Genomic DNA, 25,255 nt, shown 5'->3' with positions numbered 1-25,255 from the left:
GTGGCTAATAAAACAATACTTAAATGGGCTGGCTCTAAAGTTCGTATCATGGAGAAATTACGCCCGCACTTACCAAAAACTAAACGCTTAGTCGAGCCGTTCGCAGGCTCATGCGCTGTGATGATGAATACTGACTATGAGCAGTATTTAATTGCGGATGTTAATGACGACTTAATCAACTTGTATTTAATGATACAGAACGATACTGAGTATTTTTTAAAAAAAGAACTTGAATGGCCCAGTTTAAATACTGAGTTTAACTATAAAGCTCAACGTATTTTATTTAATACCTTGAATAAAGATGGTTTCAATCATCCATTTCGGTTTCTATATTTAAATCGTCATTGTTTCAATGGGTTGTGTCGTTATAACTCAAGAGGGGAATTCAATGTACCCTACGGGCACTATAAAAAATCATATTATCCAATAAATGAAATCCTTGCTTTTTACGATAAGGCGATGGATGCAAGCATTGTTTGTCTTGAATGGCAAGACACGCTTTCTTTGGTTGATGATGGTGATGGTGTTTATTGTGACCCGCCGTATATGGCTGAGCGTGATTGTTTCACTCAATATCATACTGCCGGCTTTACCGATGCTGACCATGAAGCGTTAGCGATAGCATTAAAAGATATTAATGATAGTCAAGGCAATCCGATTACTGTTTCTAATTCCGTGCTTGCAAAATCGCTTTACGCTGACCTTGGTTTCACTATTCATGAAATAGAAGCGCCCCGCACGATTGCGGCTAGCGGTTGCCGTAAACCGGCAAAAGAAATTATCGCGGTTTTAGAGGGGGTTAAGTAATGATGCTTGATCCCATTAATGGTGTTTACATTAGCGGCACACGTTTTGCTATTCAGCGGCATGTTGATACTGAAAACAATAAAATTATCTGGCGGTTGCTGTCATATAACCGCCGTAATCGTTGTTATAGCCTTGTTTGCTGTCATTCTGATCCGTGGATGCTGGCAATTGATTTAGTTTCTTATCATGTTCAAAACGTTAAAGGGCGAGGCATTAAAACATTAGATGTTTATCGTGAGGCGGTAGATATCATTTCTCGCCGGTGTGAAACGGCGATTAATCTTTTAAGACCTGAAACATTAGGCGGGGCGCTTAATGTCTAAGGTATTAGATTTCACTACGTTACCGCTGACTTATACCGCGGATATGGTATTTCCTTATCCGTGGAATAAGCCAAAAGATAATGATTACTATAAATCTGATATAGAAAGACCGCTTACCCGTGAACAGATTGTTCAGGGGCAAGCGATTTTAAATGATATTCAAACCTTGCCGCGCGTTCTGCGCTATCGCTATCAAAAACACTATGACAACTTATTAAAAGAAAGTGGGGTACGTAAAGCCTACGACTTTTTATATTACCGTTTTCATGAGCAAATATGGCAAAGATTGCTAGTTATCAATACACGTTATGAAATTGAAACAAAAGCATTATTAACAATCTCAACTCGTTTATCGCCTGATGTTAGCCAATATAACCGGTTGTTTGATTTGAATGATAAATCGGTGAAAAAGCTTGCTGAAATTATTGCTGCCGGTTTCTCTAATTTGTATGAAACATATTGCGATAAGTTTACAGAACAGAATAACGGTGATCGTGAAGTTATCTATCAAGATTCAGTACAAACAGAAATTTACGGACGTTTGGCTGAGTTGGTGAAAGGGTTACATATTGCACCGCTTCATTATAAAGCCTACTGCCGAGTTTTGAAAAATCGCAAAAAAGGCAAAGGTAAACAAAATCTAGAAATTCGAAAAGTGATAGCGGCTGTACAGCGCTTGGTTAATGCAGACTTTTGGTGCCGAAAGTTAAAAGCCCACCGCACTCAATGGCTAGAAGCTTTAATGATTGCCAATATGGATGTTTGCCAAAATCGCAACCCATATGCCAGTAAACAAGCTATTCGCGCAGTGCAAGCGCAGCGTTTATCTAATATGCAATACCTGCAAGGCATGGATATTCAGGATGTTGATACCGGTGAGCGCTTTGATCTGTTCGATAAGGTTATGGCAAGTGTTTCAAATCCTGAAATTCGCCGCATGGAGCTTATGGCTCAAATGGCGGGAATTGAACGCGTAGCGAAAGAGCGTGGTGATATCGGTATGTTTATTACTATGACTTGCCCGTCAAAATATCACCCAACAAAGTTACGTAAACGCAAAAAAGATGTGATCGCAGTACTTAACAGCAAGTGGAAAAATGAGGCTTACACACCAAAGGACGGGCAACAGTATTTAGTTAAAGTTTGGTCGCGTATTCGTTCTGCATTTAATGACAATAACATTGATGTTTATGGTGTTCGTGTTGTCGAACCGCATCATGATGGCACACCACATTGGCACATGTTGTTATTTGTTGATAAAGCAAGTCGGGCAAAAGCCATTGAGATCATGCGCAAACGCGCATTAAAAGAAGATGGTGACGAGGCCGGCGCGCATAAATACCGTTTTGAATGTAAACACATGAATCGCGGTGGTGCAGTAGGCTATATCGCAAAATATATTGCTAAAAACATTGATGGTTACGCGCTTGATGGTGAGATAGATCACGAAACCGGCAAAGATTTAAAAAGTATGGCGGCGGCAGTTACCGCGTGGGCTTCAACTTGGCGTATACCACAATTTCATTTCTATAAACTTCCATCAAAAGGCGCTTATCGAGAGTGTCGTCGTTCTTGTTTGCGTGGTGTTTCTATTGCAGATCAGCTTGGTGAAGTTGCAGAGCGCGTACGTGCGGCAGCAGATAGTGGTGATTTCTTTGAATATGTTATGTCACAAGGTGGCCCATGTATTCGCCGGCGCGAAGAAACAATACGTGTTGCCCGTGAAGTCAGTGATGTAAATGTCTACGGTGAAGATGTTCAGAAAGTTGTTGGTATCTACAACCAATTAAAAGCCGGCGCCCCAGTCATTAAAACGCGCGACAGAAAGTATCAAATCGTCAAGAAAAGCGCCGTTGACGTTGACCTTAATCTTTTAAGAAGCGACAGCGGAGCGCCTCGGAGTCCTGTCAATAACTGTAGATCGCGGATCACGTCCAATCTATCAGATGTGCAATTTTACGAGCCTGAACAGGGTTCAGGTGAAGTATGCAACATTAAGGAATACGGTTTCGCGTTTATAGAAACGGACGCTAATAACGCCGCAGGCAGCGAAATATCACAGGGTAATCAGCAAAGACAGATATCAAAAATTGAATTAAGTGAGAGTGATAAAGAAATTCAGTCTGAAATAGTCTCTTTTGCCAATGAGGTCGGCATTGATTTCGATATTCCGCACGTTGAAACCATGTTTACGAAAGGCATGGGGGTTAGTGATGGTAACTATTATCTGAAATTAGACGGGGAACGGTTGAGGTTAGAATTAACAGAAGATGGAAAAGAGCAAAGAAAACGAGAAATAGCAGCCCAAAATGAGGTTAGGATTCGGAAGTATAAACAACGGTGCGCTGATACATTGGCACGAGTCACAAAATTGATAGGGGGTAATTAATTATTATCTATCATTTATGGGTGATATTAGCTCGAAGACACAATATATTGTGATCCGGAGAAAAAAAGCGCAATAATAAGGTGAAAATATTGGAGTTTGTGAAGATTGTGGTGTAAAAATAAGCCATAAAGGTTATAATATTAATAACAACATAATAAAAATAATGTAAATAGCTGAGCAACTTTTATAAAGTAACTCAGCTATTTTGTTTACTGAATATTCGAAACTGGATTTTAGTACCGATATGGAACTAACAAGGAGGCTCTTATGACTAATAAGCCAATGAGTCACTTATATGAAAGAGTCAGTAGTGCTGGATTTAATCTTTCATATGTAAAAAAATTATTACCAGAATGGTGGGATGAAAAGCTTGCAGAAACCCCATCAGGGCGGCAGTATGCGTGCCTACACCTTGCACGTATGTTTAGTATTACTCCAGATAGCTTAAAAGATAGCAGTGAAGGGGTATGCTTCAATTTTGGTGGTAACCATAAATTCAAACACCGCCAAAATATAGATGAGAACGATTTAGATGTTGCGACGGCTGTAGCTTATACTGCAGCAGGAATTGTCGCATCTAATTTCAAAGTTCCTTATGATAGCAAAGCAGTATTGGATCCTCTGGCGATAAGAGCTCAAATCCTTACTGAGGAAACATGGGTATCATTGGATAGCCTAGTATCGTACTGTCATTCAATCGGCATCCCTGTTGTTTATCTAAAATCATTCCCTAAAGCAGCCAAGAAAATGGCAGGACTAGCACTGATAAGTCACGGGCGTCCAGTAATAGTCCTTACTCAACCACAAAAGTATGGCTATATGCTGTTTGATCTTGCGCACGAGTTAGGCCACATTGCTAGGGGCCATCTAAACGCAGGAAACGGTCAATGCCATGTTGATGTGAAAATTGAGAATGCTTCAACTGACGATATAGAGAAAGAAGCCAACGAGTTTGCTTTTCAAGTCATTTCAGGGCAGAAATCTTTGCGTATTGCCCCTACTGCTGGTTTGTTGAGAGGACCTGCTTTAGCTAGGGCTGCTCAACAGTATGGTAGTGACAATCACATTGACCCTACTCATATTGCTTTAAATTATGGTTTCGCACAAAACTGCTGGGGCGCTGCTATTAATGCGGTTAAATCGTTACGTGCCGGTAAATTGCCTGATCAGGATTTAGTGAGAACGATGATGAAAAGCGAGATGGATTTAGAAAATATAAACGAAGACGACCTTAAGGTTTTAGAAAATCTAATCGGGGAGTAATAAGTGATTGTTCTTTCTGACAATGATGTCATTTTGAAGCTGGCTCAATGCAATTTACTTTCACAACTGCCAGTAGTTTTTAATCAGCCACCCGAACAGATCTTTATTAATCCTGCTGCTCGTTTTCAGCTACTACCAAGAAATACTGATAAGGCAATTAAGAAATGTGGTAACGAGGCTGTTTATGAACAGTTGGGGGCTTTCATCGAATCTGTACAGGATATTCCAGAGGTTCAGGACTCACAGTTAATCGAACTTTTAGGGAGCGTTCCTAAAATTGATGTTGGTGAACAGTTATTACTCGCGTCATGCATAGAGAATCCTGGTGCAATTTTCATGACTGGAGATCGTAATTGTTTGAATGCAATTATTACCAACCAACAAGCTCTTTCTGTCGTTCATCAGCGTTTACTGGATTCAGTCGTTACATTTGAGTCGTCACTCTTGTTATGTATTCACAATACAGGACAAGCTAATGTTTATGAGAATTTGGTGACCAACCCTAAACCTGACGGTATGTTGGCATTGGCTCTTTCAAATTCGGGTTCTGCAATGTGTGAATGCATTTTTTCCTATACCCGTCCGTTTTATGATTACCTCGCTTTCAAGGATCGGCTTCCAGAGAGAGAGTGGGGAATGTGAAAAATTAAGGGCTATGAGAGCCCTTTTTTATTTCCTAAAATAACCTCACAATTTCGCATCAAATTGCACAAATTTAACGTTAATCGATTTGCTACTCGGTGCCTGTACTGGTGCGGGTTTTGGTGATCGGCACAACTGCACAAAAAAGCACACCTTTTGTGTGCGGGCGAGGCGGGGGAGCAATCGCGCGCAATGGGTTGTAGGTGGGGTTGTTTTTTCGCACGTTTGAGGCATAAAAAAAGGCGCTTTTTTGCGCCTGTGTGGGGTAGGTTGGTACGTTTTGATTTAAAACGAGGTTAGCTATAAGTAATAATTGAAAGCGGTGTGATAGCGTACAGCTTGATACAGAGGATAAGTATTTTTATCTCGCTATCACTTGCTACCCAGGGCATCTAACAAAGCGTACGTATTGAAGCGTACAACCTCTTCGCCTAGCCATTCATTGATTGACTTCAAGCTTTCAATGATGGGGGATAATTCATTGATAGAAAAGACTTTAGCGGCTTTTTCTATATCGCCAAAGTTACTTGAGCCACTTGGCACGATACCCATAAGTTGAGGGGGCACGCGGTGCATGGCGAGCAAGTCATCGCGGGTTGTGTCTTTTACGCTCATGAATTCATCTTTTGCCGCGATTTGGCTGAACGGTAATATTTGAATCCCGTCTTTCTTACCGCCGGCAGCGTAGACAAAGAGATTTTTAAACGCACCGCCTTGCCGTGATTTCTGCAACGATTCTTTTAAATCATTGACACCGTTGGGATCTGCGAGTGTGTCATTAAGATAAACAATCACTCCGGCGTGTGAACCGTTTTCATAATAGTTAACACGAAAGGTTGTGGCTGAACGATTGAGCGTAGCGGAGATTAAACCAGCAAGATATTCAGGTAGACCATAGATTTCTTGGTTAATGTCTGGATTGATTAAGTGAAACACATCACCGCGTTTAAATTCGTGAGCGTCACGAAAGTTTTGAACGAAAAAATAGTTATCCAGGTCAACACCACGGCGAGTATATTTGGCTGGAGATCGTTTTAGCTGCAGCAAACCGCCTAGGCGATTATTGCGCCTTTCAAAATACCCATTTCCAAACACTAAGTAATCAAGAACATAGGCACTCATTTCTTTATAGGTCAGTGCCTTATGTGGAATAAAGCAACTCATTATCACATTACGCTTAAAAAATAGCGGTGATTGGTGATGCACTGCAGAATGAAAGGCGCGCGCAATGCTGTAAAAATCCAGCGGTGTCTCATACCACTTGCCATTTTTGGCACACTCCATGCAATCCAGTAAATCATAGGCGCCCATAATGGGTATGGGGTTATCAAAAGTGAATGCGGCACATTGATTTTCAGCAGGTAAGTTTGTTGTGTTGGTGACAACGGGTAATTCAGTTTCCATTTAAAACTCCGATATGCAGGAACCTTCATTTGCAGTTTCACTGCCAATAGGTTCGCCATATAAAACATTCATGATTGACCAGGCAATATCACCGTGATCAACGCCGCGTGTTCTTTCCGATACGTAGGTAACAATGCCGCCTGGGGTGATTACCTTTTTAATTGTCATAAACGATGAGGCAATGTGTTGTGCGCCGGCATCATATTCAAGGCGACCATTACGAATTAACATTTGTGTTTTGAGGACCATTAGCCGTTTAACCGGTGCGGAGTAACCAATCATGGTTGCTGCGGGATAGAATTTCTTAACCAATTCATAGACGGCTTCACCTGTCCCGCCAGTTCCGTCAATCGTGATCCCGATAACGTTATAGCGCAGGGTTAATTTTTTGATTTCCTCGGCTTGTTTTTCAAAGGCCATACCACGAAACCGCAGGGCTTCAACGACTCGCCATTTACCGCCAGTGACCGCAGGTGGAGAAAGAACGGCAATCCCTAAGCCGTCACCATTGCCGCCGGTGCCTGTCGGGTCAGCACCGATATACACCGGTTTATTGCCAAGAGGGCGGTGAGTATAAGGTTTCCAATCAGGCCAAACGTCACGGTTATACCCGTCAACACCACGGGAAATAAGGGCGTTGTAATCAAAGGCCCGTTCACCGGCTTTAACAAACTGGCAGTTATACAGGTTTTCGAAATCATCAGGGGTATTTTCGCTTTCGATTTCTTCCAGGGAAACAAGGTCAAAGCCAGAGTTAAGCGCATCATGAATCGTGACGATTTGACGCCAGATATTATCACCGCCTAACTGCCCGTTTTTTAATGCTTTATGGCTGGTATCAATGAGAATTTTTTTACTTTCAGCACGTGCATTATTAAAGAAATCACCTGTCCAGAACGGATAAGCTTCATGTTCTTCTGATGAAGGCGTCGAAAAGTAAGTACGGCGCAAGCCAATTTGTGTTGCCATTGCTGCAGCGACTTTACGCAGCTCCATAAAATTAGCTGTCCAAAAGAACTCATCAAAATGGAGATCGCCAGTGTATGACTGTGCAGTAGCAGCCGATGTACCAAGGAAAAACAGCGTTGCACCATTGGCTAAAATAATTTTATCGCCGCCTTTTAATTCAACACCGACAAGCCGTGCGAGGGCCTGAATAAAAACCTTAAATTGCAATGCCTGGGCGCGGCTAGCCGATAGAAATATTTGGTTATTTCCAGTTTCTAGCGCATGAATTAATGCTTCCCTGGCAAAATACCAAGTCGCCCCGATTTGCCGTGACTTTAAAATCATCCGGTTACGGCGGTGTTTTTGTTTGTACCATTTCTTTTGATGTTCATAGAGTGAATCCAATACGAGGTCGCGCAATTGGTCTATTTGCTCATCGGTGAAATGGTTTTTCGGGGTTTTCGGTTTCTTTTCTGTTTCGTGCTGCTCATTCGATTTGTTAAAGCGTTCTAGTTGACGCCCTAAAAAATCAATGACTTTGAAATCATGAGCGGTCAAATTCTCTTTTGACATTAAACGCAATATACGAACATGGGTTTCACCGCTAAGGCGTTGCATTACCTCGGTTTCATCCCATTTATCCCGCCGGCGCCATGAATAAATAGTATTCGCACTCACATTTAAGTGAGTGGCAATTTGTGAAATGCTGTAGGCCTGCCAGTAGAGGCTTTTCGCTTCCTGTCTCGGATCGCGTAATGAGTCTGTCATCATGTATCAACTTTCCCACATCGCGCGCGTAGTCCTCCACGGTTTTAACTTGTCACATTGACACGACAAGGCAAAGGTTTTGAATCATAAACAATCACTTGCGAAGATATAAGCACACAGAATTGTCGCTATCTTCGGAGTAAAAACCCAATGCCAAAGGACAATAAAACACTACAAGTCATCGTCTGTACGGAGGGTGGAACGCTTAACGGCTTTGCTGTATCGCGTGACCAAATCCAGCAGATGGCGGACAACTACAGCCCGCAACTTTATGCTGCACGAATTAACTTAGAACACATCACCAGTATTTTTCCTGATAGCCAATGGCGCCATTTTTCCATGGTTGATTCCGCTCGTGCTTTTGAATTGGAAGATGGGCCATTAAAAGGGAAATTAGCATTAGAAATTACCGCGACCATTGATCCCGTAAAAGACGCTGGATTATTAGCGCTTAATCAAAGTGGTCAAAAAATCTTTTCGAGTATCGAATTTTTACCAGATTGCCCGAATGATGCCGCAAAAGGGGCTTATCTGACTGGTGTTGCGTTAACAGACACACCGGCGGCATTTGGTACGCAAGTTATCAAACTGAGTAATCGCGAACGTGGCTTACCGGATGATGCAAACAACACGTATACGGCATCCCTGGAAACCGTTGTAAAGCTAACGGCGGCGGCAGTGAAAGATAAAGCGGATAAGCAATCATTATCAGAGCAATTCTTGGATGGGATAAAGAAAGTATTAGGTATTCAGCGTGATACGGCATCACAAGAAATTTCAGCTCTAAGAGAGGGGATTAACCTCACGGCAACAACGTGTGCCAATGCGTTAAAAGAGGTGGAAGCTCTCACGGCGAAAAATGAAACTCAAGCGGGTGATATCAGCAAGCTTACGCAAGAGCTTGAAGCCCTGAAAACGCAGCTGAGTAATTCTGATGCGGGCGGTGAACAACGTCAACTTTCCACCGGTAACGGCGGGTTTGTTCAGTCTGAGTATTAATTAAACCCGACTATTAAGGAATGGCCTCAATGTCATATACACCACAAGTACAAAAGGCGTTTTTATCCTATTTGGATAACCAAGCGCGTCTAAATAACACCGTCAGAACTGATGATAAGCTGCAGTTTTCGGTTGATCCGTCTGTACAGCAAAAAATTGAAAAAGCGGTGATGGAAAATCACCCATTTCTAAAAGAAATCAACTCGTTCGGTGTCACCGAGCAAAAAGGCGAAACGATTTTAATCGCTGTAAATAAGCCTATTGCGGGTCGCAACACTTCGACAACTGATCGCCGTGAACCACAGTCGGTACATGATTTAACTGCAAATCGATATTCATGTGAGCAAACCAACTTTGACACCATGATTTCTTATACGCAGTTAGATGCCTGGGCGGGTCACCCTGAGTTTCAGAATTTGATTAATCAGCAAATTTTACAGCGTGAAGCTTTAGACCGCTTGATGATTGGTTTTAACGGTGAGAAATGTGCGCTGAAATCTGACCGTAACACCTACCCATTACTGCAAGATGTCAATATCGGTTGGCTGCAATTAATGCGTGAACGTGCGCCCCAACGAGTGATGAAAGGTATCACCCTGACTTCTCGTGATGAGGACGGGAAAATTATCACGAAAGGGCAATATGCCAATATTGATGCAGTTGTATTCGATGCTGTGAATAGCTTGCTTGATCCTTGGCACAGACAAGCCGTGGGGCTTGTTGCAATTGTTGGTCGCCAACTGGTCACACAGAAAAACTTCAAGGTTATCAATCAGCATAGCCAGCAAAATCCAAATATGGAACTGCTCGCCGGTAATGAGTTGTTAAAACTCAGCGCCCTGGGGGGAATCCCGACGGTTCAAGTGCCTTATATGCCTGATGGTGCAGTATTTATCACGACCATGAAAAATCTATCGTTGTACTGGCAGAAAGGGAAGTTAACCCGCTTCATCAAAAATGAACCGGAATATAACCGTATTGCAACTTATGCACAAAGCAATGACGGCTATGCGGTTGAAGATTACGGCTTAGGTTGTCTGATTGAAGATATTACCTTTGCCGGTGCTAACAGCGGCGAGTAACAGTAAAACCACCGGTGTCATTGTGGCACCGGTATTTTAACGGGGAGCGTGCAATGGAACAACTCACACCGGCGCAGAAACACTGGCGCCAGACAATGGCAGAACGCCGAGGCGATGAACAGACAACCGAAAACATGACGGCATACGAACAAATTTTACATCGTTTACGTCACGACCAAACCCGACTTAGCAATATTCAAGGGACGGAATTTAAGGTTGAGTATAAAAAAACAATACTTGAACAGTACGAACCTTGGATTGACGGCGTGTTATCTGCCAATACAGGGCAATCAGACGAAGTCTTTACAACGCTCCTTGTTTGGCAAATTGATTGTGAAAACTATGACCGTGCGCTTGATATGGCTGATTACGTTCTCGCCTATAACTTGCCGTTGCCAGAACGTTATAACCGCACACCGGCAACGATGGTGATTGATGAAATTTGTGATAGAGCACTGACGCTGTTTGCGGCGGGTGTTGATAAAGAAAAATTAATTTCTATCAATGTATTAGAGCGTTTAAATGGCCTGACTAAATCATACGATGTGCCTAATGAAGTTCGGGCAAAGCTCTATAAATCATTAGCTTATACGTTACGACTAAACGATGATTTAAACGACAAGGCGCGCGCCGTTGAATTAATGCAAAGCGCAGTGTTACTGCATGAAAAAGTGGGTGTTAAGCGTGATATTGAATTACTGCAGCGAGAAATCAAAAAAGTCACAGTAAAACAAGATGATACTCCACCACAAGAACCTGTCATTGCCGAAAAGCCAGAGCCTAAAAAGGCGGCAGTGAAGAAAGCCACCACGAAAAAGACAACAACGACACGGAAAAAAGCCGCGTCTTAACCGAATGCACCCCCGTGTGCCACGGCGGCACGGTGAAACAGGGTAAATAACGTTGTTTCATCGTCCACCGCCGTTTTTTATTGAGGTGACCCAATGAACGGGCTAGTTGCTAAGAAAACCATTGCGACAACAGATGAAACCATCGATATCAATGACCAGGGCGAAACGGTTAAAAGCATCCCTTTTTACCCTGAGATTAAGCTTTCAGATCTCCGCTGGGCGATGCGTATCAATGGCACTGTTACAACTGCCAGGCTAAAACATGCCACCACGAATTCGGTTATCTATGTCAATAATTTATTAAGTCGCTGGCAAAGTCAGCAAGCGTTTGATGCATTGGAAAAAATACCGTCGCCGCCCGTGAATAACGAAACCAATCATACTTTTTTGTATCGTCATGCGGTGTACAGCTATACCAAAGCGTACTTGATTGAAAACTATCGTGATATTGACACAACGCGAGATGGTGAAAAGCACGCCGAGGCGTTGAGCACGCAAATTGATGATTTAAAACGTGATACCCAAAATGCAATCCGTGATTTGACCGGCGAGAAACGCATGATTGCGGAGTTAGCGTAATGAAAATTCAGGCACATCAAGGCGATACCGTAGATTTGTTGTGCTTCCGCTATTACGGGCGAACACACGGTGTCGTTGAGCAGGTTTTAGAAACTAACCCGGGGTTGTGCCTGACAACTGAATTAAATGCCGGTCAATGGGTTGATATGCCCGACATTACCGAGCCTAAACAGAAAGACATTATTCAATTGTGGGATTAGGGATGGACGAACTTTACAGCGAACTTCACAGCAAGCTTACTTATTTTTTTGCCACCGTTGGCGCGTTCTTTTCTGGTTTTACACTTTATGAAGTTGGCTTTCTATTTGGGCTTATTGTCAGTGTTGTTTTGGGTGTTCTGAATTATTTGCTTAATCGCCGTTCACAGCAAAAAAGGACGGAAATATGGGCCGATTATGTGAACACCTTAAAAACACAAAGTGAATTAGGTAATGCCTCCGAGTCAGTGAAAGACTTTATTACCGCACCTAAACAGGATTTGTAATGCGACAAAATAACGTGAACTTATTCAGTAAAGCCATGATTGGCTTGTTATTAGGTGGAGCTGGTGCAACAGCAATCCTTGACCAATTCCTTGATGAAAAAGAAGGGAATTTGCTGACGTCTTACCAAGATGCGGGCGGTATCTGGACAATATGCCGAGGTGTTGCACGAATAGAGGGTAAGCCCGTACAAAAAGGCATGACGATGACCGATGAACAGTGCGCCAAGGTTAACCGTATTGAAGCTGAAAAGGCGGTTAACTGGGTGCTACGTAATATCAAAGTCCCCTTAACAGATGCACAGGTTGCCGGTATTGCCAGTTTTTGCCCCTACAATATCGGCCCTGGTAAATGCTTTACTTCGACATTTTATAAAAAGCTCAATAGCGGCGATAAAAAAGGGGCTTGCCAAGAAATCAAACGTTGGATTTTTGATGGTGGCAAGGATTGTCGTCAAACAAAAGGGCAGAAAAACGGGTGTTACGGGCAGGTGCTACGCCGTGAGCAAGAATCAGCGTTAGCGTGTTGGGGGCTTGATGATGAATAAAAGTGGTCTTTCAACGTACCTCATTATTGGGCTGGCCTTGTTGGTGATCGTAGGCAAATGGCACTACGACAAGAAGATAGCGGTACAAACGGCAATGCATGAAACAACCATCACCGCGATAGCCCTTGAGGCGAAGATGCACAGTGATGCCGTGATTGAGCGTATGAAGTTAGCACAACGTGCCGCCGCTGAATTAGATGCGGAATATTCAGGAAAACTTAAGCATGAACTTAATGAAAATGATCGTCTTCGTCGTTCCCTGGCTAATGGTGATAAGCGGTTGCGGTTCGCCAAAGCCGACCTTGCTACCTGTAAGTTGTCAGCAAGTCGAAATACCAGCAGCGGCAGCGTGGACGATGGAACCGAAATCCGATTCTCTGCAGAAGCTGGACAGCTTATTTACGATATCCGAGCCGGCATTATCAGTGACCAAGCCAAACTAGATTATTGGCAAGCCAGGGCGATAAAGCTTGAAAAGCAATGCAGGTTAACACCATGAAAAAAGCACTTTGTGCAATCGGCATCATTTTATATTTGTGCATTTTTTGGGGATTTAGCTTTTTCATTTCCATCGATAACAGTTGCAAAGTGGATAAGCCAAGCCTTGAAAAACGTTGTGTTCGTGCCATTGAACATTATAGGGGGCAGTGATGTTAAAGCCGAAATTATTAAGGGAGTTTATCGCAAAAAGCGATCTCTTTTTTCAGCAAAGTGTCGAAGCACTTGAAGTCTATGTGACTGAGGGGCAAGTCATTGCCACTGGAACAGCGAGCAATTCATTTTTGTATCGCTACAAATTGAATGTATTGGCAATGGACTACCCGAACCCCTTGGATAACTTAACGTTACCGGTGATGAAGTGGGTTCGTGAACAGCAGCCTGATTTAATATTCAACCCAGATAAACGTGAAGCTGGCATTCGTTTTGATGCAGATATTTTAGATAACGATACCGCCGACATTTTGATTGTTTTGCAAGTGACTGAACGTGTCACCGTTGACAGTTCCAGCGGTGAAGATGTGATCACGCACTTACCGGAACCGAAATTTCAACCTAAATAACGTGGGGTAAATCGTGAGTAATGAAAATTCACTGCTTGCACAGCTAGATGATGAATTATCACGGTTGCTTTCAACAACAAGCCCCGCTTATCGTCGCCGATTATCTGCCAGGCTGGCAAAAGCGATTAGAACAGATCAACAAAAACGTATTCGTAGCCAAAAAAATCCTGACGGGTCAGCGTACCAGGCACGAAAAACAAAAGTGCTTCGGTCAAAGCAAAGTGTTGAATTTTTGTATAAAGGCGAGGTTCGCCGGTTACGTAGCTGGCGCAGTACGAAAGGTCGTAATGGTCGGATGATAACAGGATTTGATGAGGAGCGCGGCGCGCTAAGGTCATTCTACCGTAGTGATATTGACCGATTTTTAGCGATTAATTTATCAGAAACACGGCGTAGCACTAAGCGACCTGATCCCATGTTTCAACGGTTACGCACCGCCAGATTTCTACGGATGCAATCAACGCCAGCCGCTGCCGTTGTCGGTTTTCAAGGTCGTGCTGCAGCGATTGCAAGGCAGCACCAATACGGGCTTAACGGAACGATTAACGAACTGGCAAAAACACAGTATCCACAACGTGAGTTATTGGGGCTATCACCTCATGAACGAATTGGATTACTGGAAATCATTTACCACGATCTAATGAGTGCAAAATGAGTATTACTGAACTTGAGCGCCTAATTTCAAATATTTTGCGGGTTGGTATTGTTGAAGAAATCGACCTGGAGAAAAAAGTGTGTCGCGTGAGAACGGGTGAAAATCTCACCGATTGGATCATGTTTGGTGCAGACCGAGCCGGTGCGGGTCGTTCTTGGTGGGCGCCAAGTGTTGGCGAGCAAGTGTTGATTGGTGCGATTGGTGGTGAACTAAGCACCGCATTTATTTTGTGCTCGTTGTATAGCTTTACTCATGATGCGCCAAGCCATTCAGCAGAGGCAATGCACAAGACGTTTAGTGATGGGGCCGTGATTGAATATGAGCCAGCTACGGGGCAATTATCAGTGACCGGTATTAAACAAGCCGTTGTTAATGCCAGTGATGCCATTGACGCAACGGCGCCAACCGTCACGGTTAATGCGAGCAGTCAGATTAATTTCAAAACGCCAACTGTTATATGTTCGGATAACCTCACGTGCGCCACGTTGAATGTGACAAAAGGTGGAGAAATGAGCGGAAATATTACCCATACAGGCGGTGCGTTTTCCTCTAACGGTGTTGTTATTGATGACCACGATCACGGCGGTGTGCAAAGCGGCGGTAGTAGAACGGATGGGCCAAAATAATGTATAGCGGATTTGATAGAAATACAGGGCGACGAATTAATGATGATGCGCATATTCGCCAAAGCATTAATGACATTTTGATTACTCCAATTGGTTCGCGAGTGATGCGCCGTGAATATGGTTCGTTTTTGATGGAATTGATTGACCAAGCAGATAACAAGCCGCTGCGATTAAAAATAATGAGTGCCTGCTATATGGCGTTATTACGTTGGGAACCTCGTGTAAGTTTGCAAAAAATTGAAGTGAAACAAAATGATGAGGGCGTTACAACGCTTTACCTGCAGTGCATGAAAAATGACGGTCAACCTTTAGCAACAACAATCCCCGTGAGGTAAGCCATGCCAACTATTGACTTAAGTTTATTACCGCCGCCGGATGTTGTGGAATCGCTTGATTTTGAGATTTTATTTGCAGAGCACAAGGCGGCATTGATTGAAGCCACGCCAGAAGAACAGCGAGCCGCTATTGCACGAACATTAGAATTAGAGTCTGAGCCGCTAGTTAAGCTATTACAAGTTAACTGTTACCGTGAGTTACTTTTACGGCAACGTGTGAATGAAGCGGCAAGGGCTTCAATGGTAGCCTTTGCAACAGGGGCAGACCTTGACCAATTGGCAGCAAATAATGGTGTTAAGCGCTTGGTACTATTTGCCGGTGATGAAACTGCTATTCCACCTATCGCGCCAGTGTATGAATCCGATTCTGATCTCCGTGTGCGTATACCTGGTGCATTTGAAGCGTTAAGTGTCGCTGGCCCTATTGGCAGTTATGAATATCATGCCCGTAGCGCTGATGGTCGTATCGCCGATGCATCCGTGATTAGCCCAAAGCCGGCTTATGTCACTGTTACGGTGTTATCTCGTGAGGGGAACGGCACCGCACCGGTTGATTTGATTGAAAAAGTGAATGTGGCTTTAAACGATGAAGATGTTAGGCCAGTGGCTGACCGTGTGACCGTTCAATCGGCAACAATAGTGAATTACGAAATTGAGGCAGTGATTTATTGCTATCCGGCGCCTGAATATGAACCCATCACCGAAGCGGCAGAGGCGCAATTAAAGCGCTATACCACACAACAACACCGGTTAGGCCGTGACATTGTACTGAGTGCTATTTATGCAGCCTTGCACGTTCAAGGTGTTCAGCGGGTTGAAATTAAGAAACCTGCCGCCGATATTAAATTGGATAAAACGCAGGCCAGTTACTGCACCAATATTAATGTGATGTTAGGTGGTTCCGATGAGTAGCCAATTGTTACCCGTTGGTTCATCAAAGCTAGAAATTGCAGCGGCTGAGGCTTGCGCTCAAATTGAGAAAGTCCCTGTACCTATTCGTGAATTATGGAATCCCGATTTATGCCCTGTACATTTACTTCCCTATTTAGCTTGGGCGTTCAGTGTTGACCGTTGGGATAAAAACTGGACTGAAAAAGCCAAGCGGGATGCGATTAAATCCGCGATGTTTATTCATAAACATAAAGGCACGATAGGGGCATTACGCCGTGTGGTTGAGCCATTGGGCTATTTAATTCGTGTTGTTGAATGGTGGAAAACCAACGAAACACCAGGCACTTTTCGCCTTGATATCGGGGTACTTGAAACCGGTATTACCGAGAAAATGTATCAAGAGTTAGAAGCGCTTATTTTTGATGCTAAACCCGTGAGCCGTCACCTTGTTGGGTTAACGATTCAACTTGAAACACGCGGTAAGTTTTTTTGTGCAGCTTCTAGCTATACCGGTGACTCACTCACTGTTTATGCCTATACACCACCTTTGATTTCTGTTTCTGGCCTTGATGTTCAAGGTGCTGCAGTACACCTGATTGACGAAATGAGGATTAACCCATTATGAAATATTTTGCATTACTGACTAAGTTGGGTGAAAACCTGCTCGCCCAGGCAACCGCACTTGGTACAAAGATTGAATTGACTCAAATGGCAGTGGGTGATGGTGGCGGTAAATTACCAACTCCTGACACCAATCAAACAAGGCTGATTGCCGAAAAGCGCCGAGCGGCGATTAATACATTATTCATTGATGATAATAATAAAAATCAAATTGTTGCGGAACAAATTATCCCTGAATCTGAGGGTGGTTGGTGGATACGGGAGATTGGCTTATTTGATAAAGCCGGTAATTTAATTGCAGTAGCGAATTGCCCTGAAACGTATAAGCCACAGCTTGCCGAGGGGTCAGGTCGTACGCAATCTATCAGAATGGTATTGATTGTCAGTCACACGGAATCGGTCACATTAAAAATTGACCCATCGGTCGTACTGGCGACGCGGGAATATGTTGATAATTTAATTAGTGCGGTTGATTTAAAAATACAATCAATTAATTCGCAAGTTATCTATAGAAGTGCATTGGAAATACCTGTAGATATGGATTTAAATGACTATCTAATTGCAGGGTTATATTTTCAACCTAGAGGCAAAGTTGGTACTAATGCCAAAAACTACCCGATAGATGAAGCGGGATCACTTGAAGTTGTTAAAACAGGGAACACTAGCGTTAAACAGGTATATACCGCATGGATAAGTTTCAAAACATTTACCCGTCGTTATGATGGGGGGGCAAGAAAATGGTATGGCTGGGAAGAAACTTATACAACCCAAAATAAGCCAACACATAATGATTTGGGGTTAGATAGCGTTTATTTGCGGATAGAAAACCCCGCAACATCAGCGAAGAAACTTGAAAAACCCAGTCGAATCGCGGGCCATATCTTTTATGGTCAAGGGGAAGATATCACGATTACACCCGATGATGTTTTTAATCAGGCCGTTAGTATTCCATTAAATGCGGATTTAAATGATTACACAAATGCAGGTTTGTTTTATCAGGCATCAGGTAATCAGGGCGAAAATGCTAAAAATTATCCGATGAGTGAAGCGGGTTCACTAGAGGTGGTTAGAACGGGTAGTTCAAGTGTAAAACAGGTGTACACAACGTGGCATAGTTTAAAAACGTTTACTCGACGGTATAACGGCTCTACAAAAACATGGGCCGAAAAGTGGGATGAAGATTACACAAAATTAAATTCTCCAACGCCAGCGGAATTAAACGTATATAGCATCCCACAGGCCGACAATAAGTTTCAGCCAAAAGGTAATTATCAACCTAAAGGTGATTATGTTGATAAAACGACGACGAGTGAGCAAGTAATTAAAGGCTCCATGGCTGTTAACTCTGCGTTTTATGTCACAAGTGATGGTGCAGGCAGTGACTTGTTGGGGTTAGTCACTTGGGGTGGCGCTTTTGGCTTTAGAAAGCGTATCAATAACACCTATGGCGGTACTGTAGAGGTTCCCTATCAAGGTGGAACAATTGCACTTGTTGAACAAACTATGGGTATTAATCAATCATGGAAAAATGTGACGAGTGCCCGTAATGTTGGTGTGTCTTACACAAACACGACGAAAAAACCAATTTTCGTTGCATTAACAGGTCAAGCGGAGGGGGATGGCTCAGCGAAAATCACTGTAGATAATGTTACGGTGGCAACGCTGGGGGGGATTAAAATATATTCCATTAATCGCGGTATATCATTCATTGTGCCTGCGGGAAGTAAATACTTTGTTGAAAGCACTGCGATTATTACTGCATGGAGTGAATTATCATGAATTACTACAGAGATAAAAAAGAGGGGCAAGTCTATGCGTATGATGATGAGCAGCTTGCTACAGTCGCTAGAATGGGCGAGTTAGAACTGCTCATTCAAGGTATTGAGCCACAGTACATCGCCGCCCGTAATAATGTCTATGAGGCATCGAATACGCTTGAGCAATTGAAAAACCAACTCAATAATGCTGTAGAGAATGAAGAGTCTGAGGTTGTTATTTTAGAATTAACAAATAACATCGATAAAACGACCGAGGTTTATAATCAGGCAATGGCAATATTCGCTCCAATTGAGTCTGAATATCAACCTTTGAAAATGGAATATGACGCTATTTTGCCTGTATTTTTTGAAGTGCGTGAAAATATCAGTGTAATGAAAAAAATGACAGCAAAAGAAGTTGATGCGTATTTGAATCCTCCAGTATCTAAAGAGCAGTTAATTGCAGAAGCTGAACAGAAAAAGCAATCACTTTTAATAGAGGCGAATAATGCGATTGCACCTCTGCAAGATGCGGTTGACCTTGGTATGGCAACAGGTGAAGAAAAAGCACAATTAACCGAATGGAAAACATATCGAGTCTTACTTAACCGTATCGATACTTCACTCGCACCCGACATTGATTGGCCTGTAAAACCTGCATAAAAAAAGGGGCTCTCGCCCCTTAACTATTTATAAACTAAAGTGAAAGTATATCGTTTAAATCCATACCGGCTAACTTCTCTCTTGAATCTTCATTTACCCTGGTCAACGTAATCGTAAATTCGATTCGCTTGGCTTTACCGTCACCAAAAAATAACGTTCTGCCCTCGCTCATGCTATCCATGACATACATACCATAAATTAAGCCTGTGCCCTCAATCAGTGGATAAGGGCGCCCGCGATAAGCGGATGTGCGTAATAGTTCCAGGGAAATATCACCGCCGGTCACTTCGGGAACCAGTACACCGGTTAATGTGATCTTATCTTCACCGGCGCCAATGTATTGATAAGATGCCGAACGACCAATAAGGTCATTTTTGGCATAGCGCCAATTCATTGAACGTTGTAAGTTTTGATACGGTATGGTTTCCAACATAAAAACAAACATACCAAAAATCATCATCATAATGATTATCCTATATCGGTTAACAGAGAACGCCGGCGCGTATCCGTTTCACGTTTAAGTTTTTCCAGTTCCTGGCGAACAATGGAGGCGATACTTTTGGCATCTTTCATATCAACACCGTGAAAATGAAATTCGTATTTGTCCCCATCCTGCTTAATATCTTGCTTAACAGGGCGCTGCATTTCCATTTTAGCCGGCGCAACGTCAGAAGCTGCGAGCACATTAGGTACTGATACTCCGCGCACGGTTGGGTCTTGGTAAAGTCCATCGACCGCTTTAATAGCTGGGAAGTTTTTAAAAACAATTTCACCCAGTTTATTTGGGTCCCGCACTTCTTTATCGGGTGTGGAGATACCGCCACCACTAGAACCTTTGTTTTTGGCTTCGCCAGGGTCATAAACTTTTGTACCAAAATCAGGGGTCTTAACTTTTGGTGGTGTGATATTGCCGTTTTCGACATTCTCATTGTGTTTCGCCGTTTCTTTACTTGTTTTGGTTTGCTCCTGGTTTCCTGCTTTGATAACGGCGGCAATACCCTGCAGCGGAGAGCTAAACGAATCCATGACAGCTTTAGTTTCCGCTGTCAGTTCAACAGGCTTCATTTTATTAATCTTATTTACCGTATCACTGGCAACCTGCGGCGCCATGCCTAGCGCTTCAAGTATCCAGTTAATCCCTTTGGCAACCATCGTTATCGGCGTCATCAATGCAGAAATGGCGAAACCAACAACTTCACCAAAGGTTTTGCCCGCCTCGGTACAACCTTTTAGTGCTTCATCGGAGGCTTTAATAGGTGCAAATAATTCAGTTAACCATTGCCACGCTTTTTTAATAGCGTTCCAAATTGCATCGAAAAGAGGGGCAACGGCAGAAAATGCACCACTAAATGCCTCTCTTATTGGGGCAAGGCCAATCATAAGCCCATCAAAGAAACCACTAAAGAAAGCCTTGATGTGATCCCAATACTTATAAATAGTGAGTGCAGCAATGACTAGGGCGGTAACAACTAAGCCAATTGGGCCAAACATTGTTGTTAATGCAACACGAGCAATAGAGCTACCGATTTTTATCACATTGAAGAAATTAGAGAATGCACCTTGAGCACCTAATAGGCCTTGCCCTCCAGTTAAGAGTGTGAGGCTTAAACGCAAGGCAGCAAATGGAAGCATCACTGCGGCGGCGCCAATTGCCAATGTTCCTAATGCTGCAGTCAGGCCAGCAATGAGTAACCCTGCTTTTATCAACATAGAAGTTAATTGCGGGTGGGCTTGCATCCACTTGCCAATACTGGAGACAGCGTTGGTTATGCCTTGTGTCAAGCTACGTAGCGGGGAATCAACACTTTCTTGCATTTGAATGCCGAGATCTTCCCAGGCTGATTCCAGTTGTTTCAAGTCACCTTTTAAGTTATCAATTTTTATTTTTGCATTTTTATCGGCTTCACCAAGTGCGCCTTGGTTGGCTTTGAGAAGTTCGTCATATCGCCCGCTGAGAGTGGCATCAATGACGGCGCCCATACCCACCATAGCCTCTTCACCGAAAATGTCTTTTTTAATGCGGATCTGGCTAGCTTGGTCATATTTCCGCAGCGCCTTACCCACATCTTTTAAAATATCGCCGGTATCACGTAATTTACCGTTGGCATCCTTTACAGAAACGCCTAGGGCACTCATAGCGGCTTGCCCTTTGCCTAATGGGGCTACGAGTCGAGATAAGCCCGCTCGCATGGATGTACCCGCCATAGAGCCACGAATACCGTTATCTGCCATTGTGCCAGCCATTGCTGCCATGCTTTCAAGGCTAACGCCAAGTTGCGCAGCAACGGGGCCAGCATACGTCATCGTTTCGCCGAGCATTCGTAAGTCGGTATTGCTTCGGGTGAATGTGGCGGTAAGGACATCTGATACACGGTTCATTTGGTCAGCATCAAGCTTGAACTGTGTTAGAACGTTAGAGCCAATGTCTGAGGCTTCGCCGAGATCCATATCACCGGCTAAACCCATATTTAAAACACCAGGCAAAGCGGATTTAATGGCCTCGGGGGTAAAACCTGCCATTGCTAGAAACTTTTGACCGGAGGCAACATCCGTTGATGTATAAGCTGTACTTGCGCCAAGTTCACGCGCTTGTTGGCGTAGCATCGCCAGTTGAGGCGAATTTTTATCTAGTCGGGTGAGGGCTTGAACACCTGACATACCCTCGTCAAAATCACGACCAGGTGCCATGACGCGCGAGGCTGCATAAAGTGCCCCGCCACCGGTAGCAACCGCAGTTGCACCGCCCATTGCTAACTTATTACGGGTTTCTTTGGCTTTTTGATATTGAGATTGTGCGCGAGTCACCGCCGTAAGCCGTTGCCGCTGCATGTCAAGTTGTCGGTTATATGCTTCTGTTCGTCTAGTGATTTGGGCGGTAGCGTTATCGCTATTGCGAATAGAAATACCGTGTCGGTATAGCTGTGCTGCAGTTGCTTGTAACTTTCTTTTTTCACTATCCAGTGATCGGCCTAGACGGTCACGGGCGAGCCTCGCTTGATCGAGTGCGCGTTTTTGTTCTTCGGTGCGTTGGTTTAATGCGGGGTAACTATCACGTAGTGCCTTAACTTTCGTTTTTGCTTCTTCATACGCCGTGTTATTACGTTTAACAGACTGTGAGAGCTGGTCAAATGTGCTCGCTTGGCCTGCCAGGTTTCGAATACTGTTTTGTGTGGCCCTGATTTGAGAAGCAAAACCGGCAGCACTGCGTTGTGCAGCACTAACCGGTGATGTAAGACGATTTACGGCGCTGAGAGATACCCGAATGTTGAGATTGCGATCTGTCATTCGTTTTGTCCTATGCGAGCCGCCGCGAGCCTATGCCACTTTATCAATTCTGAAATTGTCATTTCATCAAAAGAAGCCGGAGGCCAGTGAAACACCATCGCAATATCGGCGATGATGTCATCAATATCGATTGCGGGTATTTCGGGGATTAGTTTTCCTGTGCGTCCGTCTCTTCGAGTGGGGCACTCGGCGCTAAAAAAGTGGCGACCTCATTGGCTAACTGAGCAAAACAATCAATAGGCATTGAGGCAATATCTTGTTCCGTGAGGCGAGGTTGAGTGACGCGAGGTAACAGCGTGATCAGTGAATTAACATCACCGGTTGCAACTTCCCACAATTTTAAACCACGCAATGCACCCGCTTGGCGCATTGTGTCAGTGATCGTGACTTCTGTAATTTCACGTCCACCTTGGATTTTTACAGGGGTATTAAATTTAACAATAGACATTATTTATTCTCCAACAAAAAAAGGTATTAGCGCCACGCATGACGCTATCAGAAATCAGTGACCAATATTGGCGCGGTGCTCGGCAAGGCGATCTGTACCGCCAACAATCCATTTCATATTGAGCAAATCAATCTCAATAAGCGTTTCACCATCTGCAGTGATCTTGCAGTAGGTGTTTTTCAGAGTGTATTTATGCTGAGTGTTATCACCGGCTTTTGCGGTTCCCTGGTCAAGTTCGTTGAAGCGTCCGCGGGTTTGAAGCTCATAGGCCGTGGTTTCACCCGTTGAATCATCGTAGTAAGAGCCAGCGAAACGGAACTGTGTACCGTCAATCGTGCCGCCCCAATCTTTGATAAGTTCAATATTTAAACCGCCCATCGTGATATCCATATCTAACGCGCCCGCTTCAAAGCCGAATTGCGGTGCAACGGCGCCGAGCATTCCCCCACCTTGGTAATCTTCCGTTTTTAACGTAAGTTTCGGGGGCGTGACCTCTTCTACTTGTCCAAGGTAGGTTTGACCATTAATGAAAAGGTCAAACATATAGAGTTTTTTAGGCATTCCCATGTGTTACGCTCCTGAGCCTAATTGGTCGAATACGGCGAAATACTCATCGGTGAAGGTCTGCTCTAATCCAAGACGCTCAAGCGGTGGTACTGGCGTGTATTTATATTTAATGATGGCGTGACCATCACGTAATTGGGTTGTTGGGTTTGCCGATGGGTCATACCAGCAATTAAAACCAAGTAGGCGACCTTGTGTAACCAGTTGATCCCCTTTCTTTTGAATGCCGTCAATCACATCTTTTATCAATGATGGAGTGAGTGGCTTATCAACATAGGCAAAATGCGCCTCTGCGATCATTTCAGCTAAGATTTGCGCCGTGCGGGTATACACTTCAAAAACATAAATATCTTCATCGCACGTACGGTTGCCCCAAAAACGATAACCTTGGTACTTAATTAAGGTGGTGATGCCTTTTTCGTTAAGGTCGTTTGAGTCAGTGTCTTTGTCTTGCAATGACCAGTAAACATCAGCAGAGATGCCGAGAACGCCATTAACCGGCACGTTTGATAGTGATTTATGCCAACCCTGCTCATCATCAATACGGGCACGTAGGCCAGCAGCAATAGCCGGCGCTGCAATGACTTCATTTTTACCCGTTTCAGTGTTGAACCCTAAGTAATCAGGGTAAATCACCATCACTTCACGCTGACTAAAGTCTTTGCGGTATTCTTTCGCCTCTGAAATGGTGACGCAGCCATTTGCCGAAACATAAGCAAACGCTTTAAGTTTTTCGGCAAAGATAGCCATTTGCAGCGCTACGGGTTTTGTATCTAGCCAAGGTGCAATAAGAATGCGTGGCTGTTCATCCACTTTTGCTTTTGCAGTTAACCAGGCATACATACCGGTGTAACGTCCGTCTGCACCATTGCCGCCAATCACAAGTTGGTCTTGTGTTTTTGTTTCGCCATTTTCGGGCTTCACATTGGCAGCATCGGCAACACGAATAACAACCACTTTAGGGCTGCACTGGTCAGAAATCGCTTTGAGCGTTTTATACAATGTGCCGGTTTTACCTGCTTTACCTAACACATTATTAATACGCGTAATTAATACGGGCGTATCGAGAGGAAACAAGCTTTCATCCGCATCATCACCCGTACAGACAACACCAATGGTTGAGGTGTTTAAGTCACGAATTAATGTGGTGAGTTTTGTTGTCTCTTTGACTTCCACGCCGTGATGATAAGTCATAATTGAGCCTCACTAGAATAATATCAGTCACACTATTGTCTTAATAAAAACCTGTAAAATCATGCGGTTTG

30 protein-coding genes are annotated in these 25,255 nt (G+C 43.7%); 22 read left to right on the top strand and 8 right to left on the bottom strand.

The window, feature by feature from the left end; translation table 11 throughout:
• The 5 genes from AABS66_RS14705 to AABS66_RS14685 all read left to right on the top strand — a co-directional run bounded on the left by AABS66_RS14705 (position 1) and on the right by AABS66_RS14685 (position 5,424).
• Entirely contained in the window at positions 1-807 is an 807-nt protein-coding gene (locus tag AABS66_RS14705; protein WP_369110075.1) for a DNA adenine methylase, read from the top strand.
• The gene (locus AABS66_RS14700; protein ID WP_094961855.1) at positions 807-1,130 is read left to right on the top strand and encodes a DUF5405 family protein; all 324 of its coding nucleotides are present in this window, start codon (positions 807-809) and stop codon (positions 1,128-1,130) included. The genes AABS66_RS14705 and AABS66_RS14700 overlap by 1 nt, the downstream gene beginning before the upstream one ends.
• Positions 1,123-3,519: a replication endonuclease gene (locus AABS66_RS14695; protein ID WP_430225096.1), complete on the top strand. Its 2,397-nt coding sequence runs from the start codon at positions 1,123-1,125 to the stop codon at positions 3,517-3,519. Before AABS66_RS14700 ends, AABS66_RS14695 begins: the two co-directional genes overlap by 8 nt.
• 267 nt (positions 3,520-3,786) lie before the next feature.
• On the top strand, positions 3,787-4,782 hold the full coding sequence (locus tag AABS66_RS14690) for an ImmA/IrrE family metallo-endopeptidase (RefSeq protein WP_430225095.1): 996 nt from the start codon (positions 3,787-3,789) through the stop codon (positions 4,780-4,782).
• 3 nt (positions 4,783-4,785) lie between these two features.
• Positions 4,786-5,424 carry a hypothetical protein gene (locus AABS66_RS14685; protein ID WP_430225094.1) on the top strand — a complete coding sequence of 213 codons (639 nt, stop codon included), beginning with the start codon at positions 4,786-4,788 and terminating at the stop codon, positions 5,422-5,424.
• Between the two features lie 372 nt (positions 5,425-5,796).
• Here AABS66_RS14685 and AABS66_RS14680 read toward each other — a convergent pair whose 3' ends face one another.
• Both AABS66_RS14680 and AABS66_RS14675 read right to left on the bottom strand, forming a co-directional pair.
• Entirely contained in the window at positions 5,797-6,828 is a 1,032-nt protein-coding gene (locus AABS66_RS14680; RefSeq protein WP_430225093.1) for a phage portal protein, read from the bottom strand.
• Positions 6,829-8,547, bottom strand: coding sequence for a terminase large subunit domain-containing protein (locus tag AABS66_RS14675; RefSeq protein ID WP_430225092.1), 1,719 nt, complete (start codon positions 8,545-8,547; stop codon positions 6,829-6,831). It lies immediately after the preceding gene.
• Positions 8,548-8,694: 147 nt separating this feature from the next.
• Here AABS66_RS14675 and AABS66_RS14670 point away from each other — a divergent pair, with 147 nt between their 5' ends.
• The 17 genes from AABS66_RS14670 to AABS66_RS14590 all read left to right on the top strand — a co-directional run bounded on the left by AABS66_RS14670 (position 8,695) and on the right by AABS66_RS14590 (position 19,693).
• Positions 8,695-9,543, top strand: coding sequence for a GPO family capsid scaffolding protein (locus tag AABS66_RS14670; RefSeq protein WP_430225091.1), 849 nt, complete (start codon positions 8,695-8,697; stop codon positions 9,541-9,543).
• Between the two features lie 29 nt (positions 9,544-9,572).
• A complete protein-coding gene (locus AABS66_RS14665) occupies positions 9,573-10,625 on the top strand; it encodes a phage major capsid protein, P2 family (RefSeq protein WP_430225090.1) in 1,053 nt (350 codons plus the stop codon).
• A 53-nt stretch (positions 10,626-10,678) separates the two neighbouring features.
• The gene (gene gpM, locus AABS66_RS14660) at positions 10,679-11,476 is read left to right on the top strand and encodes a phage terminase small subunit (RefSeq protein ID WP_430225089.1); all 798 of its coding nucleotides are present in this window, start codon (positions 10,679-10,681) and stop codon (positions 11,474-11,476) included.
• A 93-nt stretch (positions 11,477-11,569) separates the two neighbouring features.
• Entirely contained in the window at positions 11,570-12,055 is a 486-nt protein-coding gene (locus AABS66_RS14655; protein WP_430225088.1) for a head completion/stabilization protein, read from the top strand.
• The gene (locus AABS66_RS14650; RefSeq protein ID WP_206085895.1) at positions 12,055-12,255 is read left to right on the top strand and encodes a tail protein X; all 201 of its coding nucleotides are present in this window, start codon (positions 12,055-12,057) and stop codon (positions 12,253-12,255) included. The genes AABS66_RS14655 and AABS66_RS14650 overlap by 1 nt, the downstream gene beginning before the upstream one ends.
• 2 nt (positions 12,256-12,257) lie before the next feature.
• Positions 12,258-12,539: a hypothetical protein gene (locus AABS66_RS14645; protein WP_430225087.1), complete on the top strand. Its 282-nt coding sequence runs from the start codon at positions 12,258-12,260 to the stop codon at positions 12,537-12,539.
• On the top strand, positions 12,539-13,084 hold the full coding sequence (locus AABS66_RS14640; RefSeq protein ID WP_430225086.1) for a lysozyme: 546 nt from the start codon (positions 12,539-12,541) through the stop codon (positions 13,082-13,084). Before AABS66_RS14645 ends, AABS66_RS14640 begins: the two co-directional genes overlap by 1 nt.
• Positions 13,085-13,178: 94 nt before the next feature.
• Complete coding sequence (locus AABS66_RS14635) at positions 13,179-13,583, top strand: lysis system i-spanin subunit Rz (protein ID WP_430225085.1); 405 nt, start codon at positions 13,179-13,181, stop codon at positions 13,581-13,583.
• Positions 13,580-13,735, top strand: a complete 156-nt coding sequence (locus AABS66_RS14630; RefSeq protein ID WP_430225084.1) for a hypothetical protein — start codon at positions 13,580-13,582, stop codon at positions 13,733-13,735. The genes AABS66_RS14635 and AABS66_RS14630 overlap by 4 nt, the downstream gene beginning before the upstream one ends.
• Positions 13,735-14,145: a phage tail protein gene (locus AABS66_RS14625; protein ID WP_430225083.1), complete on the top strand. Its 411-nt coding sequence runs from the start codon at positions 13,735-13,737 to the stop codon at positions 14,143-14,145. Before AABS66_RS14630 ends, AABS66_RS14625 begins: the two co-directional genes overlap by 1 nt.
• Positions 14,146-14,158: 13 nt before the next feature.
• Positions 14,159-14,800, top strand: coding sequence for a phage virion morphogenesis protein (locus AABS66_RS14620; protein ID WP_430225082.1), 642 nt, complete (start codon positions 14,159-14,161; stop codon positions 14,798-14,800).
• Positions 14,797-15,426, top strand: a complete 630-nt coding sequence (locus AABS66_RS14615; RefSeq protein WP_430225081.1) for a phage baseplate assembly protein V — start codon at positions 14,797-14,799, stop codon at positions 15,424-15,426. Before AABS66_RS14620 ends, AABS66_RS14615 begins: the two co-directional genes overlap by 4 nt.
• Positions 15,426-15,761 carry a GPW/gp25 family protein gene (locus AABS66_RS14610; protein ID WP_430225080.1) on the top strand — a complete coding sequence of 112 codons (336 nt, stop codon included), beginning with the start codon at positions 15,426-15,428 and terminating at the stop codon, positions 15,759-15,761. The genes AABS66_RS14615 and AABS66_RS14610 overlap by 1 nt, the downstream gene beginning before the upstream one ends.
• Before the next feature lie 3 nt (positions 15,762-15,764).
• Positions 15,765-16,673, top strand: a complete 909-nt coding sequence (locus AABS66_RS14605; RefSeq protein ID WP_430225079.1) for a baseplate assembly protein — start codon at positions 15,765-15,767, stop codon at positions 16,671-16,673.
• Positions 16,666-17,277, top strand: coding sequence for a phage tail protein I (locus AABS66_RS14600; protein WP_430225078.1), 612 nt, complete (start codon positions 16,666-16,668; stop codon positions 17,275-17,277). The genes AABS66_RS14605 and AABS66_RS14600 overlap by 8 nt, the downstream gene beginning before the upstream one ends.
• Positions 17,274-19,052 (top strand): phage tail protein, encoded by a 1,779-nt coding sequence (locus tag AABS66_RS14595; RefSeq protein WP_430225077.1) that lies wholly within the window; start codon positions 17,274-17,276, stop codon positions 19,050-19,052. The genes AABS66_RS14600 and AABS66_RS14595 overlap by 4 nt, the downstream gene beginning before the upstream one ends.
• Entirely contained in the window at positions 19,049-19,693 is a 645-nt protein-coding gene (locus tag AABS66_RS14590; protein WP_430225076.1) for a tail fiber assembly protein, read from the top strand. The genes AABS66_RS14595 and AABS66_RS14590 overlap by 4 nt, the downstream gene beginning before the upstream one ends.
• 34 nt (positions 19,694-19,727) lie before the next feature.
• Here AABS66_RS14590 and AABS66_RS14585 read toward each other — a convergent pair whose 3' ends face one another.
• Genes AABS66_RS14585 through AABS66_RS14560 form a run of 6 tightly spaced genes read right to left on the bottom strand, consistent with a single transcriptional unit; the run spans position 19,728 to position 25,184 of the window.
• Positions 19,728-20,156 carry a phage tail protein gene (locus AABS66_RS14585; RefSeq protein WP_165880252.1) on the bottom strand — a complete coding sequence of 143 codons (429 nt, stop codon included), beginning with the start codon at positions 20,154-20,156 and terminating at the stop codon, positions 19,728-19,730.
• A gap of 5 nt (positions 20,157-20,161) precedes the next feature.
• Positions 20,162-22,978 carry a phage tail tape measure protein gene (locus tag AABS66_RS14580; protein ID WP_430225075.1) on the bottom strand — a complete coding sequence of 939 codons (2,817 nt, stop codon included), beginning with the start codon at positions 22,976-22,978 and terminating at the stop codon, positions 20,162-20,164.
• Positions 22,975-23,082 carry a GpE family phage tail protein gene (locus AABS66_RS14575; protein WP_264967369.1) on the bottom strand — a complete coding sequence of 36 codons (108 nt, stop codon included), beginning with the start codon at positions 23,080-23,082 and terminating at the stop codon, positions 22,975-22,977. Before AABS66_RS14575 ends, AABS66_RS14580 begins: the two co-directional genes overlap by 4 nt.
• Positions 23,083-23,126: 44 nt before the next feature.
• Positions 23,127-23,426, bottom strand: a complete 300-nt coding sequence (locus AABS66_RS14570) for a phage tail assembly protein (protein ID WP_222960034.1) — start codon at positions 23,424-23,426, stop codon at positions 23,127-23,129.
• 54 nt (positions 23,427-23,480) lie between these two features.
• Positions 23,481-23,993 (bottom strand): phage major tail tube protein, encoded by a 513-nt coding sequence (locus AABS66_RS14565; protein WP_210848729.1) that lies wholly within the window; start codon positions 23,991-23,993, stop codon positions 23,481-23,483.
• Between the two features lie 3 nt (positions 23,994-23,996).
• Positions 23,997-25,184: a phage tail sheath subtilisin-like domain-containing protein gene (locus tag AABS66_RS14560; RefSeq protein ID WP_206085928.1), complete on the bottom strand. Its 1,188-nt coding sequence runs from the start codon at positions 25,182-25,184 to the stop codon at positions 23,997-23,999.
• Positions 25,185-25,255 lie beyond the last annotated feature (71 nt).

The organism is Providencia sp. SP181, assembly GCF_050446505.1.
Classification (GTDB): domain Bacteria; phylum Pseudomonadota; class Gammaproteobacteria; order Enterobacterales; family Enterobacteriaceae; genus Providencia; species Providencia vermicola.
This window is presented reverse-complemented; position numbering and strand designations above follow the sequence as displayed.